Annotated in this window: 16 protein-coding genes; all 16 read right to left on the bottom strand. The window is 51.5% G+C overall.

The genetic code is table 11. The annotated features are described in order from the left end of the window. Positions 1–4: 4 nt before the first annotated feature. The 16 genes from KD909_RS02870 to KD909_RS02795 all read right to left on the bottom strand — a co-directional run bounded on the left by KD909_RS02870 (position 5) and on the right by KD909_RS02795 (position 15,677). Entirely contained in the window at positions 5–1,048 is a 1,044-nt protein-coding gene (locus KD909_RS02870) for a polysaccharide biosynthesis protein (RefSeq protein WP_211782316.1), read from the bottom strand. Between the two features lie 106 nt (positions 1,049–1,154). Then, entirely contained in the window at positions 1,155–1,793 is a 639-nt protein-coding gene (locus KD909_RS02865; RefSeq protein WP_211782315.1) for a sugar transferase, read from the bottom strand. Positions 1,794–1,796: 3 nt separating this feature from the next. Beyond that, a complete protein-coding gene (gene wecB, locus KD909_RS02860; protein ID WP_211782314.1) occupies positions 1,797–2,948 on the bottom strand; it encodes a non-hydrolyzing UDP-N-acetylglucosamine 2-epimerase in 1,152 nt (383 codons plus the stop codon). Positions 2,949–2,959: 11 nt separating this feature from the next. Next, a complete protein-coding gene (locus KD909_RS02855; protein ID WP_074035903.1) occupies positions 2,960–4,522 on the bottom strand; it encodes an oligosaccharide flippase family protein in 1,563 nt (520 codons plus the stop codon). Between the two features lie 18 nt (positions 4,523–4,540). Continuing rightward, entirely contained in the window at positions 4,541–5,587 is a 1,047-nt protein-coding gene (locus KD909_RS02850; RefSeq protein WP_031422416.1) for an EpsG family protein, read from the bottom strand. A 15-nt stretch (positions 5,588–5,602) separates the two neighbouring features. Then, the gene (locus tag KD909_RS02845) at positions 5,603–6,529 is read right to left on the bottom strand and encodes a glycosyltransferase family 2 protein (RefSeq protein WP_211782313.1); all 927 of its coding nucleotides are present in this window, start codon (positions 6,527–6,529) and stop codon (positions 5,603–5,605) included. Beyond that, entirely contained in the window at positions 6,526–7,740 is a 1,215-nt protein-coding gene (locus KD909_RS02840; RefSeq protein WP_211782312.1) for a glycosyltransferase, read from the bottom strand. Before KD909_RS02840 ends, KD909_RS02845 begins: the two co-directional genes overlap by 4 nt. Positions 7,741–7,750: 10 nt before the next feature. Then, complete coding sequence (locus KD909_RS02835; RefSeq protein WP_047794884.1) at positions 7,751–8,449, bottom strand: CpsD/CapB family tyrosine-protein kinase; 699 nt, start codon at positions 8,447–8,449, stop codon at positions 7,751–7,753. After that, positions 8,415–9,173, bottom strand: coding sequence for a YveK family protein (locus KD909_RS02830; protein WP_211782311.1), 759 nt, complete (start codon positions 9,171–9,173; stop codon positions 8,415–8,417). The genes KD909_RS02835 and KD909_RS02830 overlap by 35 nt, the downstream gene beginning before the upstream one ends. Positions 9,174–9,590: 417 nt before the next feature. Next, positions 9,591–9,833: a hypothetical protein gene (locus KD909_RS02825; RefSeq protein ID WP_211782310.1), complete on the bottom strand. Its 243-nt coding sequence runs from the start codon at positions 9,831–9,833 to the stop codon at positions 9,591–9,593. Positions 9,834–9,854: 21 nt separating this feature from the next. Further along, on the bottom strand, positions 9,855–10,520 hold the full coding sequence (locus KD909_RS02820) for a hypothetical protein (protein WP_249199063.1): 666 nt from the start codon (positions 10,518–10,520) through the stop codon (positions 9,855–9,857). A 219-nt stretch (positions 10,521–10,739) separates the two neighbouring features. Continuing rightward, positions 10,740–11,702, bottom strand: a complete 963-nt coding sequence (locus tag KD909_RS02815; protein WP_211782309.1) for an aldose epimerase family protein — start codon at positions 11,700–11,702, stop codon at positions 10,740–10,742. Between the two features lie 36 nt (positions 11,703–11,738). After that, entirely contained in the window at positions 11,739–12,506 is a 768-nt protein-coding gene (locus KD909_RS02810) for a tyrosine-protein phosphatase (RefSeq protein ID WP_211782308.1), read from the bottom strand. Positions 12,507–12,512: 6 nt separating this feature from the next. Beyond that, the gene (locus KD909_RS02805) at positions 12,513–13,718 is read right to left on the bottom strand and encodes an alpha-amylase family glycosyl hydrolase (RefSeq protein WP_211782307.1); all 1,206 of its coding nucleotides are present in this window, start codon (positions 13,716–13,718) and stop codon (positions 12,513–12,515) included. Between the two features lie 88 nt (positions 13,719–13,806). Next, a complete protein-coding gene (locus KD909_RS02800; RefSeq protein ID WP_211782306.1) occupies positions 13,807–14,730 on the bottom strand; it encodes an LCP family glycopolymer transferase in 924 nt (307 codons plus the stop codon). A 101-nt stretch (positions 14,731–14,831) separates the two neighbouring features. Further along, on the bottom strand, positions 14,832–15,677 hold the full coding sequence (locus KD909_RS02795) for a YihY/virulence factor BrkB family protein (protein ID WP_211782305.1): 846 nt from the start codon (positions 15,675–15,677) through the stop codon (positions 14,832–14,834). Positions 15,678–15,767: the final 90 nt, after the last annotated feature.

The raw sequence follows: 15,767 nt of genomic DNA, 5'->3' as shown, positions 1-15,767 counted from the left end.
ACGCTCACCCGATTCGTTTCGCGGAAGCAGGAATCGTCCATTTCGCGAGTTCTTCCTGAATGTAAGGTAACGTCAACAAGAGTTCCTTCACTTCCTCCACATCGAGCTGTCTCGTATTGTTCGAGTTGTACTCACCTTGAGCCGTCAGCTCCTGGCTGCCTTCACTGAAGTACTTTTCGTAGTTCAAGTCTCGATTGTCGGCCGGGACGCGGAAGAATCCACCCATGTCCTCAGAGACGACTTTTTCTTCCCGGGTCATCAACGTTTCGAACGCTTTCTCACCGTGGCGGGTCCCGATGACTTTGATGGGAAGATCGACCCCGAACAGTTGTTTCACGGCTTCCGCGAGCACACCGATCGTCGAGGCAGGTGATTTTTGGACCATGATGTCACCGGCATGCGCATGATGGAATGCGAAGACGACGAGTTCGACCGCATCGGCCAGGCTCATCAAGAAACGCGTCATGAGCGGATCGGTCACGGTGAGCGGCTCCCCTCTTTTAATCTGTTCCACGAATAATGGGATGACCGACCCACGCGAAGCCATCACGTTCCCGTAACGGGTCCCACAGATGAGCGTCCGGTCTGGTCCGACCGCACGGGCCTTGGCGACGAAGACTTTTTCCATCATCGCTTTGGAGATTCCCATCGCATTGATCGGGTAGGCCGCCTTATCCGTCGAAAGACAGATGACCTTCTCCACACCCGCCTCGATGGCGGCATTCAAGACGTTTTCCGTACCGAGAATGTTCGTCTTCACCGCTTCGATTGGGAAAAACTCACATGAGGGAACTTGCTTCAGTGCCGCCGCATGGAAGACGTAATCGACGCCGTACATGGCATTTTTGACACTGTTCGGGTCCCGTACATCGCCAATGTAGAATTTTAACTTGTCATGATGATAGCGATTGCGAATGTCTTCTTGTTTCTTCTCATCCCGTGAAAAGATGCGAATCTCTTTAATGTTCGTATCGAGGAATCGCTCCATCACGGCATTGCCGAACGATCCCGTCCCACCTGTGATGAGCAATGTTTTGTTGGAAAACATAAGAAGGCTCCTTTCGTAGCTGTCTAGTCTCTGATGTAGGAAGAGCGGTATGTCATCATTTACCCGGTTGGTCTCACTTAAATTGGTAACTTAATGGAAACCGTTATCATTTTTTCGCAACATGCATCATCTTCTTTTCTTCAGACGTCGGGCTCGGTGGAGGCGCCCCTTCCACGATTCCTTCCCGGAGTAAGACGTTCCGAACGGTCAAGGCGATACAGCGCAGATCGAACCAAAAGCTCATTTGGCGAACGTATTCCCCGTCGAGTTTCGCCTTCACCTCAATCGGAAGCTCATCGCGCCCCTTCACCTGTGCCCATCCGGTCAGCCCCGGCAGCGCTTCTGTCGCACCCACTTGTCGACGAGCCTCGACCAAGTCGTCCTGATTCCACAGTGCGGGTCTCGGTCCGACGATGGCCATCTCGCCTTTTAAAATGTTTACGAGCTGTGGCAATTCATCGAGACTCGTCTTGCGAAGAAACGCCCCGACGCGCGTGATATGTTTCGTGGAGTCGTTAAACAGATGTGTCGGGACATCGTTCGGGGTATCCTGATGCATCGTCCGGAACTTATACATCCAAAAACGTGTCTCCCGTAACCCGATGCGTTCCTGTTTAAAGAAGACGGGACCCCTTGAATCGATTTTGATCAAGAGGGCGATGAGGAGCAGGAACGGGGCGATGAGAAGTAGCGCCACTCCGCTGAGCGTCCCGTCAAAGATTCGTTTGAACGTCATATAGTCCATGGCTCACACCTCTTTCTTCTCGGTCGACACCGCGTGCTGTTTCCACACCTCTCGCATCACATAGTCCGTGTAGGATAGCAAGATGCGGAGCACTTTATCGGAAACGTTCGGCATGGCGTAATCGCTCACGAGTCGCATGGAGCCATCCGTTTCTTCTAAGATTCGAAGTGCCTGCAGCACTCGCTCCCGCTTCAATCCGACCATCATCGCCGCCCCTTCCTCCATCGCCTCCGGACGCTCGTGCGCTTGTCGGATATTCAATCCTTTGATTCCAAGAATCGAGCTCTCTTCACTAATCGTACCGCTGTCCGACAACACTGCCTTCGCATGAAGTTGCAGGTGGACGTAGTCACTGAAGCCGAGCGGTTTGAGGGTACGAATGTTCGGATGGAGACGCACCCCGCTCTCACGAATACGTTTTGCCGTCCGGGGGTGGGTGCTGACGATGAGTGGGAGCTGGTACGTGGTCGCGACCGCATTGAGCGTGTCGACCAGATCGAAGAAGTTCTCGTCATCACTGATGTTTTCATCGCGATGGGCCGATACGACGAAATAGGCATCTCGCTCCAAGTCGAGCCGCTCGAGCACGTCTGACCGCTCGATCTTATCCCGTTGACGGTGGAGTACCTCGTACATCGGGCTCCCCGTCTTGATGATGCGGTCCGCCGGTAACCCTTCACGAAGCAGATACTCGCGTGCGATATCGCTATAGGTCAGATTGATGTCGGCGATATGGTCGACGATGCGACGATTCGTTTCCTCCGGGACCCGTTCGTCAAAACAACGATTCCCCGCCTCCATGTGAAAGATGGGGATGTGGTGGCGTTTTGCGGCGATGGCTGCGAGACAGCTGTTCGTGTCCCCGAGTAACAAGACCGCGTCCGGACGTTCAGATGCGAGCACGGGATCGATGGCGATGAGGATATTCCCGATCGTCGCCATCGGACCATCCGCCGAGGCGTCTAACACATAATCCGGTGTCCGGAGTCCGAAGTCTTCAAAGAAAATCTGATTCAATTCATAGTCATAGTTTTGTCCCGTATGAACGAGCACATGGTCGATTGCCTCGGAGGCTTCGAGACGTGCCATCACGGCGGACAATCGAATGATTTCGGGTCTGGTACCAACAATCGTCATGACCTTGAGTCGTTTCATCTTGTTCCCTCCTAGGATGTGTGGTGAATGGATAGGATGCGTAGTTTCAATTGAGCGAACACTTGGCGGAACATGGCTTTCTCCGTCTCATCAAATGCGAGTCCCCACATGATTACGGCGTAAATACTGATGAGCACGATTCCCTTCACCCCGAAGCCGAACCAATTCGAGGACGGGAAGAAGAACTGGATCCCCCAGCCGATGAGCGTGTACAGGAGAATACCGGGCAAGAGCTTCAGATGGCACTTGCGGAAAAAGTCGAGGATGTCGAGACCGAGGACCCGATGGTAAATCACGTTCATATAGAAGACGAGTCCGACGATGTTGCCGATACAAATGGCGATGGCCGCACCGATCGGACCAAAGTGTGGAATCAACAGTGGTGAGAGCGTCATACTGATGGCGGCCACGATGAGGGCAGCGAACGCCCGATACTTCACTTTGTTCTCGGCAATGAGTGTCGTGTTGCCAATGTCTTGCGTCAACGTGATCACACTAGGTGCAATCAAGAGAAGGGCGATGACGTAGGAATCGGTGAAGTCTGGTCCGACCCATAGGTGCATGAACTCGCGACCGAGGATGAAGAACGAGGCGAGGATGAGTCCGACGATATACAGTTGAATCCGACCGATGCGGACGAAGAGGTACCCGATGGCCTCACGATCGTTTCGGGACAACATCCGACTGACTTTCGGAAGGAATAAGTAACCGAGCGAGGCCGCGATGGTCCAGACATACCCTTCGATGACCATCCCGACGGAAAAGAGGGCAATCGAGGCACTGCCCGCTAGAATCCCCAGTAGACTCGGTGTAATGTTCAACACGAAGCGTTGGGCAACGAGCGTAATCGTGCTCCAGGACGTGAAGCTAAAGATGTCCCGATAAATCCCCTTCTCTCGATTCTGAAAGTTGGCACGGACGAGAGTCTTGCGCCGAATGAAGACGTACTCGATGAGTAAGACGATCGTGCCGACCAGCGCATTGACGATGACGAGGGCATACAATCCATAGCCGAGAAGAAGCGCGGTGACCATCAAGGCGACCGTCCCAACCTTCTCAGCGAGATGCAGGGCACTCGAGAAGAGGAATTGTTCATGGGATACGAGAATGCCAGAGAATGGCTTCGTCGGGAACGAGACGACGATGAACAGTCCCGCGATCACATAGAGCACTTTCAACTGTTCGAGCTCGGTCGCCGTCAGACTCGAGTAAATCGAGTCCAAGAAGAAGTAGACGACGGTGAGGATGAGGAAGAGGACGAGTGAGATGGCGATGAACAGTTTATAGGCGATGCCTAAAAATCGTCCTGCCCGCTCGTGGTCCCCCTCCGCCATATACTTGCTCATGAATCGTGAGACGGCCGCATCGAGCCCGAAGTCCATCGCGAACATACTGATGAGCGAGATGGTCAGCATATACAACCCGTAACTCGCCTGCCCGATCTCATGAATCATCCACGGCGTGTAGATGAGACCGGACAAGATGCCGAAAAAGATTTGCGTGTAGGACATGACCGCCCCGATCTTGATTTTGCGGTTACTGGCTGCCTCGTCTAGCGTCATGCGTGTCGACATATGCTTCACCTCCTCGTGTTACCAAAAGAACGAATACACCGGCGCTTCGCGAATGAACAAGAGACCGAGCAACATGACCGCCGAGTAATAGACGACGAGTCGTTCCCGCCGCTCGAACGTGCCGACAATCTCAGGAATCATCAACAGCAGGAAGAGCGAGAAGTATTGGACGAGCCTCATCATGGACGGGTTCAAGAACGTCAACGGCAAGAGACAGGCGGCGAGTAACAGCGCATTGAAGAAATGGATGGCAGATGGATTGTTCGCCAGAATTTGATCTTTTCGCCATAATGCCACGAAGAGGACGGAGAGCAACATCAGACTGAAGTTGACCGCCCCGGCGCCGTCCATGGCGCTGTACGTATCGTAGCCAGACACTTGGACGAGCAGGTCGAAGAATGGATTCCGGAAGACGAACAATCCGACGATGACCCCGAACATGGTCATCAAATACGCTTTGGTCAGTTGCTTGTTCGCTAAAAAGTAGAACGGGACGAAGATGAGCGAAGATTTATGAATCGTCATGGCGATGCATACGAGCAGGAGGAACCAGCCCAACTTCCGCGCCCGCACGAAATGGTAGCCGACGAGCACGACGAGCGCGGTCGCCACCGTTTGCCGTAACCCGGTGACGGCGAAGAATTCGTAGAAGAGGACCGAAAAGAGCAGGAAGCTGATGAGCGGTTCGCTCGAGTATTTGTAGATGAAATAGCCGAGCGGGATCATGAAGATCATCGCGATGAGAACGAGATACACTTGATAGTCCGTGATCACATACTGGATGAGACGTTGGAACAGGTAGAACCCCGGGTCCTCGCTCTCCGTGAAGACGATTTCAAAGAAACGGTCGGTGAACGCACCGAGCGGCAACGTTTGCGACTGCAGGAAGAGTGCCTTGTACTGCGCCGTATCGGCCCCGACCGTGACGTCTCGGAAGCCTGACAAGACGATCCATTGAATCGTGGCGAACGATACGAACCAAGCCCGGCGACTCGGAATTTCGTGACGGATCAACAACATTCCCCAACCGACCAACAGCGCCATATTGACTAAATAGATCGTCATCTCAACCCCTCCTTTCTAACGATAAATCAGATTGGTCATCCCTCGATATAGAGACAGCAGGTTTGAAAACAGGATACCGTTCCAGCGAAGCCACCGATATTCCAGCGGTCCAAAGTAACGATTCACATCATGTGTCGTTAAGTACTGTTCCCGTACGTCCGCCGCATTTTCTTTAAACGTGTGCTTCAGAATGATGGCGGTCAATTCCTCTCCGTTATCACGCACCTCGACGTCCTGGAGTAGCCGCTTCAGATAGCGATTCGATTCCATCGTGGCTCGATGTGCGATTTTTTTCGTCTGTTGCTCGCCGTGAATCCGTGAATAGACGAGCGGCTCACGCATCACGTAAAAGTCGAACCCATCGAGCGCCAACTCGACCCAGCAGATCCAGTCTTGAATGAAGCGGTCCTCTAACGAAAAACGCCGATGTTCGAACGCTTGTCGCGGAATCAAGAGCGCGCATCCGTTCAAAGTCGAGGACAACAGCAAGTGACGGAACATGTCCTGACTCGAATAGAATCCGCTCACTTTCCGTTGCACCCGTCGGATCGCCTCCCCATTTTCGTCAATGAACGCCGTCCCTGTGACGACGATAGTCTGGTTCATCGGGAGATGTTGCTCGCGCATCACATCGAGCTGTCGTTCGATCTTTGTAGGCGCATACACGTCATCGTGGCTGAGCCAAGAGAAATAGTCTCCGCTCATCTCTTCAATTCCACGATTCAACGCACTCGAGACGCCCCCATTCTCCTTTTCCACGTAGCGAATTTGCTTGCCGTAACTTGTGGCAATCGATGCCGTCTTTCCCTCATCGGTCGAGCCGTCGTTGACGACGATCACTTCAATCGCAGGATGCGTCTGGGCCAAGGCGCTGTCGATACATGTTCGTAAATAATCGCTCCCGTTATAGACTGGGATGATGATGGATACGAGTGGTGTCATAAGGCGTTCCTCACTTTCTCGGTTTGCAGCTCCTCGTACACGTGCAGGTAATCCTGTGCCCGGTCGAACAAGTCGAACCGTTGACGCGCTTCGTTCGCACAAGCGATTCGTGAGATCGAGGCGTGATGAAGACGATCGAGTCCGTCCATCACATCGTTGACCGATCGTGTGGCGACGACGACGCCGGTCCGTTCGGTCACGAGTTCCGGACTGGCCGTGGAATCGAGGACGAGGACTGGCGTGCCGCATGCGAGCGCCTCTGCCGTCACGTTTCCAAATGACTCTTCCTCTGACAGGTTCAACAAGACGTCTGCCGCGGCATAGTACGAAGCCAATTCGCTTGGGTTATGCGTCTCTTGAATGTGAAGCACGTTCGTCGGCAGGTCATGTTGTTCTGGCATCTGTCCGACTAAGACGATTTGGTCGGACGGTCTGGTCTTGGCCAACTCCATGAAGGCAGACAGTCCTTTCGCCTCGGTCCAATGGCTCGCCACGCCGAGAAGAATGTGCTGTCCCGTCAACCCGAGACGTGCCCGAAGTAGATCTGGCTCTTTCGGCGTGAACGTCTCCAAATCGACCCAGTTGTGGATGCGACGAATGATGGAGGCATGTTGCAAAATCGAGAAGTGGGCTTCCATCGTGATCCAATCCGACACTCCGACTACCGCCAAGCGTGGGATGGCATCGAACCATTGTCGCTTGTCCGCCAACATCTCGCCGGTCCGGTCTAAAAACCAGCTCGGGATGTCTTCTTTTAAGAGCGGGCACTGTCCACATCCGTCCTTCCAGCGCTCACACCCGACCGCCGTGTAGTGGGTACATTTCCCGGTGAATAGCCAGCAGTCGTGAAGCGTCATGACGGTGGCGATGTCCCGCTTCGCCAAATACTCAAACAACGTCTGAAGATGAAGGTAATTGGCGTGAAGATTATGAAGGTGAACCACGTCCGGTCGAAAGCTGTCCATGAAGGCGATCAAGTCAGCGGTCGACCGTTTGGACGTATAACCTTGACGCCCCGTCACGCGGGCATGGAGGGCATGCCGTTTCGTTTCCCACGCCTGACCAACCACCACACTCTTCTCGGTCACTGGTCCGGTCGCATGGGCGATTCGGACGTTGTGTCCGTAAGAGGCATGAACGGATGCGAGCTCTTTACACATCCGACCGGTGCTTTTCACTTCGTTGATGGCATTGATGTGTAGAATATTCATGTCCGACACCTCACTCGTATGCGTAGTAGGTGTTCGTATCACGAGAAGAACGTTTGTTGAGGACGAGGCCGAGAAGTTGTGACCCGGTCCGTTCAAGTTGTTCTTTCGCCTTCAGGACGAGCTGACGATCTGAATTCTCGCAACCGATTACGAGAATCGTCCCGTCGGATACGTTGGCCAACAGTCGAGCATCGGCGACGTGCATCATCGGAGGCGTGTCGACAATCACGATATCAAACTGTTCACGCAAATCACTCAGGAGGTCCGTCATGCGTGACGAGGCGATCAGTTCGGTCGGATTCGGTGGAATCGGACCGGCCGCCAGCAAAGTCAGGCGCGGGATATCCGTTTTTTGAAGCGCATGTTCGAGGGTGACCCGACCGGCCAATACGGTAGATAGTCCCGCATGGGCTGACAACTGGAACGTTTGGTGTGCCGTCGGTTTGCGCATATCACAATCGATGATGACGACATTTTTTCCGAGTTGCGCATAGACGACCCCTAGGTTCGCCGCCGTGGTCGACTTTCCTTCCCCGGACGAAGCGGAAGTGATCGTGATCATCTGTAACTTATGGCCGACGGACGTGAACTCCAGATTGGTCCGAATCGTCCGATATTGTTCAGAAATCGGTGACTTCGGATTCGCCAACGTGACGAGATCCCGTTTTTTATAATCAAGACGATTGGCGTTCTTTTTTCGACCGAACATGCGAAACGTCTCCTTTCACTTGGGGTGTCGCTTCTTTCACATTTTTCGTTTTCAAATCCCGACGTTCGATTGTCGGAATCGATCCGATGACTGGCAAGTCCAGCAACCGTTCCGCTTCTTGCTCATTCCGGATGCGTTTATCAAAGACGTGGCGTAATAGACCGATGAATCCACCTAACAAGAATCCGGCGAAAAGACCGATTGCCGTGTTGAGCAGCACGTTCGGTGAGACAGGCGCTTCCGGAATTTCGGCTGGAGATAAAATTCGAACGTTGTCGATGTTCATCAGATCCGGGATTTCAGAAACGAACACTTCACTGATCACATTGGCCGTTTCCGCTGCCACGACCGGGTCGTTCGCGGTGACGAACACATTGATGACTTGCGATTCCTCTTCACTTTCTACGGTGAGTGCATCCGAGAGCGGGTCTGGTGCGTTCGGTACCTGATCTTTGACTTTCTCAAGAACAGCCGGGCTCTTCATGATGACGCGATACGTATTGACGAGTGAGAGCGAGGATAACACTTCCGAACTGTCTACGCGGTTGTCTTCTTGTTGTGTAACGAGTAGCACTTGTGTGGACGCCTCATATTTCGGCTGGATGAATGAAGTGCTCAAATAGTAAGCTAAGAGTCCGACGAGAACCATACTCACGAACATCCATTTCTTACTTTTCTTGAGGACTTCCACGAGATCGCCCACGATCGTCGTTTGTTCCTTCATGTTGGTTTCCTCCCTACAGACAGATTAAATGACCGAAATCAGGCGCAGGTTAACTGTAGTACCTTCTTACCCCCTTCATCTTGATAATTGAAAAGAAGGATTTATCATTTTTTCGCAACATCATGTCATGATGCCGTTCCGCTTTCTTCTTTTTCATTTCAGTCATACAGATAAAACAAAAAAAGTGAGGGATGAACCCCTCACTTTGCTGATTTTTCGATTCAATTGGATTGCTCACGTCATCGCTGATCATCATGAACTGACGTCACCGGACAATGACCGAATTCGCACTTGTGGTCCGCTCGGAGCGTCGCATCAGAAACGAGAAAATAGTCGTCCCGTCCGTTCCCCGGCTGATTCGGGACCGGGTCGTTCCACGTCGTATCGAGATGGTACCATTCATTGTTCGATATCGGTTCATGCGTCTTGTTTGGATTGCCGAAGAAACGCCAACAAAAGCGGCATCAAGTAGATGATAGAAAGACCGAGCAACATTGTATCTGACAAAAGCGGCGTAAACGTTGAGTTGATCAGATAAAGTGTCCACAATCCTAAAAAACCAATGACATACAACCACTTCAATTGTCGATGCGATGCAAAGAGTGGCGATCGCAATGCGATGATGCCATACATGCCTGCCATAAGAATAATGAAATTCATGTTGACCTCCTACTCAGACGATCATTGTGGAAATATACCGGATGGAATTGCTGCATATCCTAAACCCGTGAAGCGAATTCGCACACCATTTCCTTTGTGTTCATCTTTAATCATTTGACCGAATCCAATATATCCTCCGCCAATCGTTCTTGCAATCACGCTTGCTAGTTGCGTAGGTGGTGTTGGAATATAGCGCGAAAGTGTCGCTAATCCAACCGATGCCCCACTTCCTGCCTTAAATGACTGATACGTCGTTCTTGTTTCGTTACAGTCTAGGTAAATATTGTAGGCCCACCAATACACTTTATGACCTGATTGACCGCACCCTTTATTGGAAGACGCCATAGCCGTCGCTTGGAGTGTTGTGGTTGGATGTCTTGGAGAAATACTCAAATCTTGATTAACTTTCATATCACCTTTTTTGATCAGTTCATTCATGTGCGAAAAGCTTGTTTCAACTCTTTGAATGAATTCATTTGGTAAATCAAGTGACTGATAGTTCTCCTTTAACCGTAGTGTGCCATCAGCTTGAATCTCCACATACGGTTCAAGCTCTTGAATATAGTCATCTGGTTTTAGAACGTTTACGTTACCATCTTCCGCTCTCACAGAGGTAGTAAACATTATCCCTAAAATCCAAACACAAACTAACGAAAATACAGATTGTCGAATCAATGTAGTCTTCATATTTCTCCCTCCTTGCAAAAAAAAACATAACACACCTAAATCAAAACTGGATATTATATCCAATACTTTATTTACATTTCGTCTTCTTTTCATTTTTACAAAATAAGAAATATTATGAAATACACCCCTTCTACTCTACTTCAATTAAAAAAGATTGATTCACTGAGAGCGAATCAATCTTTCGGAATTATCACGCCATCGCATGATGAGTTTCACTTTTCACTCCACCCCAAATCGATACACCGTGCGTGAGTGATAGAGCTCACCCGGTTTCAGTTCGATGGAGGTCGCGATGTCCGGATGATTCGGAGCGTCCGGATACGCCTGTGCCTCGAGACAAATCGCGCTATGTTTCTGTCGACCATTGAGCGTCACCGGTGTCTCTTCACTGAGGAAGTTTCCCGTATAAACGACCATGACCGGTTGATTCGTCTCGACCGTCATCGTCCGTCCGCTCACCGGGTCATGCAATCGAATCGGTTCATCCTTCAAGATAAAGGGATGATCGAGACCGCTCGCCCGTTCAATCGCCTCGTCTCCCGACACGAGCGCCTCTCGGACCGGTTTTCCGTCTCGGAAGTCGAACGGCGTCCCGCCCACATCCCGCAACGCTCCTGTCGGCAGCGACTCCGCATTGAGCACCCCGACTGAATCGGCTGGTAGCGTCAGCTCATGGTCGTGGATGGTCGGGCGTCCGCCGAGATTGAAGTAGTTATGATGGTTTAAGTTAATCCACGTCCGTTGGTCCGTCTCCGCTGTCATCGTGATAATCAGTTCATTGTCATCCGTCAGTTCATACAATACTTTAAAGAAGACGTTCCCCGGGTATCCTTCTTCCCCGTCCGGACTGAGATACGTGAACTGAATGCACTGTTCGTCGGCGTCCATCTCCCAGTGACGGGCCGTGATGCCTTTGTCGCCTCCGTGAATATGGTGGGGCGCCTCGCTTGGGGTCAAGGCGACACCCTCGATCTCTGCGTCACGAATCCGTCCGGCAATCCGTCCGACGACCGACCCGAGATAAACGGGATTTTCTAAGTATTGAGAGACGTCACCATACTTCAAGATGACCGAGTCGAAATTCCCTTCCCGGTCCGGGGCCGTCAGTTCCGTCATCGCACAGCCATAGTCGATGGCGGATAGTGTCATGCCGTTGGCGTTTTGAATCGTCGCTTGTTTCATGCCATCACCTTTCTAACCCGTCATCGGGCAATTGATTTACCACTTCCAGCGTCCTCGCCAGTTTTTTTCTGGCAAATGAGGCGGATTTACCGCAATCGGTTCATCGGCTAACATCGCCTCCGTAAAGCGGAGCTGCTGTTGCCACATCTCTTCTCCTAGTTCGTTGATGACTTCTTGTCTTGCTGCTAACCAATTGAAATCACGATGTTCCACGTTATGGGCATCGGAGGCGACGATGTGACTCAACCCGTTACTGATGAACGTGAGTGCGAGCTCCCGGACCTGTCTTCCGAACTGCCCTGTCAAACTGCTTGTCGTCACTTGCGACAGCGCACCCGCTGATACGAGATGGTGCAATTTTTCGGGATGGAGTGCAAACTCTCGATTCCGCTCTGGATGCGCGATGACTGGAACGTATCCAGCCGCCTGCAATTGAAAGAATAAAGATTCCGTATAAGCAGGCAGACTTTGACTCGGTAGTTCCACCAGGACATAGCGGGACCCGGCGAGCGAGTGTGCCTCCCCAGACTCGAGCGCATCAATCAACTCCCCAAAGATTCGAATCTCTTGCCCGACATACAAGGTCAAGGGAATCTGTTCCTCATCGAGTCGTTGTTGTAGATGCGCGACTTCTTTCGTAATGTCATGATGCTGCGTCTCGAAGTACGGATGATACGCGTGTGGTGTCACGACAATCGACGTCACCCCTTCTTCGACTGCACGCCTTGCGAGTTGCAGGGACGCTTCCATCGTACGTGGTCCGTCGTCTACCTCAGGCAACAAATGACAATGTACATCAATCATGAGGATTCACTCTCCAGTGTGTGTTTGTTTTAGCCAAACGTATTCATATGGGCGAAGTGTCACATGGCTCATCCATTCTTCTGTAAAGAGACTCGTTCCTTCGCAATCCGTCTGCACCGTCTCTTCACTCATGTTCGTCAATAACAGGAGAGACTCTTCTTGGTGCTTCCGTTTGACGGCGAATACGCGGCGGTCGAGACGTACGATTTCTTGGTCGGTATACGGTGAAAAGGCAGGTTGGAGTCGTTTCACATTCAATTGACTCAATATCCCTTCATAGACACGAAGTCGATTTGGATCACGCTTCAACGCTCGAACGAGGTCTTCTTGTTCAATCGGTTGCGTCACCCCGAACAAGGTTCGGTAATCAATCAATGGGATCCCCTGTAGCGACAACAGCACACTATGAGCGGCGAGAATCGCCAACGGATCCGCATCCATCAGATTCTTCTCAAACGGCTCACGTTCCGCCGAAGAGAGGAAATTAAAATAGGTTTGATCGGCTCTCAGCGGATGCACCTGACTCGCCCAATCGCTCAAGCGTGTCACATCCGCCTGCGCAAACGCTAAAATCACATGGCTGGATAAGTCGAAATGGCAGACGACGTCCGCCTCCGCCTCATAGATGAGGGCAGAATCCACACGCTCATTGGCGATAATCAGCTGCGCATTCGGCTTATACGTATGCATGACCGTCCGCCACAGCTTGAGGATGTGTTTGACTCGTTCCGGCTCCATTCCACGAAACGACTCGACATGGACGCGGATTTTCGTCGCTCCATACGCTAGACGCTCAATCAGTTCATCCGTTACGGTGACAAGGTCGAATTGCGCCTCATTCCATACTTCAGGCGTCATCTCGTAAATCAAATCGAACGCATCGGTGAAACGTCCTAAGTCTTCGAACAGTTGCACCCGCGAGTCGATCGCCGTGTCCTGTTGTTTCGTTTGATACGGAAACAGGGAGACGAGATAGAGATCACTCACCGTCGTTTGGACATGATCGGCTAACCATTGATGGAGAGCCTCGAGATTCGCTCGTCCGTCCGTCAGGATAAAACCGGCATCCACCAACAAGACGTTTGTTTTTTCAGAAGGGCGTTCATGGTCGTGCCAACGATGATCCGACCACTTCTCAAACAACCGCCCCCACTTTTCTTGTGAGGTCTCCCCGAGTTTGTGGAGCACCTCTTCAATCGTTTCCCATTTCATGGCTCATCCCTCCTTGGCATCTCTTTATTTCTCCCACTTTCCGTTCCCTTTGAAACACAAAAAAACTGTCCGACTCGGGTCAGACAGCTTACTCCATCAATCGTTTCAACTCTTCCCGAACGCCATTCAAGGAAGATGATTCCGGATTCCAATAGTAGATGCCGTCCCCCTCTAATCCGCCCGCACCCTCGAGCCGCAACACACTCGCATTGCGGAACGCGTTCATATAGTCTGTCGACAATGAGACGAATTCATTTAGTTCGATATTCGTCTTCGCCTGATCACCGACGACATCCAGTAAGGCGGTGACCTTGTCGAGCGAGAAGTCCGTCCGTCCTTTTTCGATGATGGCGGCGACGACATCCCGCTGACGCTCTTGACGACCGAAGTCACCGTTTGGATCGTTATAGCGCATCCGCGTATAATCGAGTGCCGCTTCTCCGTCTAACGTCACTTCACCGACGGGGAACGTGTAATCTTCTGTCGAGAACGCGAATTTATTCATGACCGTGATGCCTCCAAGTGCATCCACGACGTCGCTGAACGCTTCCATATCCGTCTCGATGACATAATCGATTGGGATGTCGAGGAAATTCTCGACCGTATTCATGGCCATTTCGGCCCCTCCGAACGCATAGGCATGATTGATTTTATCGCGTGTCCCTTTTCCGACAATTTCGGTTTTCGTGTCACGCGGAATCGAGAGCATCGCACCTTCATCGAGTTCCGGATTGAGTGTCAGCACGATGATCGAGTCACTTCGTCCCTGTTCGGTCCCGCGTCGGTCGATTCCAAGCAAGAGAATGGAAACCGACTCTTTGCGTTCAATGGTTTCGACCTGTTTACGCTCTTTGCTGATGTTCAAGTTGTCATTCACTTGTGCGACGGTGTCATCGACTTCTTTTACCATTGACCAGACGAACGCGCCACCTGTGATGAGCACCAAGGCCATGACGCCTGCTACAATCCCTAGTACGATTTTCCACTTTGATGGTTTACGATGTTTCGCCATGTGGCCACACCTTCTTCCGTGAAATAGTACTAGTTTATTCCCATGCCACGGGTTGTTTTAAAGCATGTTCACAAAGAATAATCACGATATCCCTTTTTTTGTTACGGGAAATGGGTCCGGATCGGTTGACGGGTCATATGGTAGGGCCAGGCTGCATTGATTTCTGCCCCAATCAGCATCGTCGCCGCCGTCAGATAGAGCCAAATCTGTAGCAGGATGACCGCACCGATCGTGCCATACGTATCCCCGAGAATCGAGAAACGTTCGACATAGACGCTGTATCCGGTCGACAGCAATTGCCACGAGATGACCGCAAACACGGCTCCGGGAAGTGTTTCGATGAAGCGCACTCGCTGTTGTGGCGCGATTTTATAAAAGAGCGAGAACGCGATGATCAAAATGATGGTCGAGACCGTATAACGCGTCACCGTCGACAAGCGGTCGAATTCTTCAACTTTTGGATAGAGGGCATAAATCAGTTCGACAAACTCTTGACCGAATAGATGAAACACAATCAAGATGACCGCCCCGATACTCCCTGCTAAAATCACGAGCAACCCGATCAACCGTCGGAAGATATAGCCACGCGCTTCAGTCTCCCCATATGCGAACACCGTCAGCTTGACGAGTCGTGCCGTCCCGTTCGAAGCGGACCAAAACGCGATGATGGCACTGACCGATAACAGTCCGCCGTTCAAGTTTCCGCTCACATCATAGACGATGGATAACAGCTCACGCACACTTGAACCGGGAATGAGCGTTTCAATCTGCTCGATGAGAAGCGCGTCATCGATTTGAAACCATGCCATCACGGCGAAGAGGACGACAAACGTCGGAAAGATGGCTAAAAACCAAAAAAACGCCAGTGTGGCACTATAATCATTAATGTGATGGTCTTTGAATCGATGCCTGACATCCACGGCCAGTCGAAACATACTTTCAAACATCGCCACCCTCCTCTCATCACTTCTGCTCTTATATCATTCTACATCTCAGGCAACCTGTCCTTTTGAGCAATCGTTATTTCGGGTATGCCC

The organism is Exiguobacterium sp. PFWT01 (assembly GCF_018255795.1).
Taxonomy (GTDB): Bacteria; Bacillota; Bacilli; order Exiguobacteriales; family Exiguobacteriaceae; genus Exiguobacterium.
The sequence above is the reverse complement of the archived record's forward strand: the minus strand, read 5'-3'. Positions and strand labels throughout refer to the sequence as shown.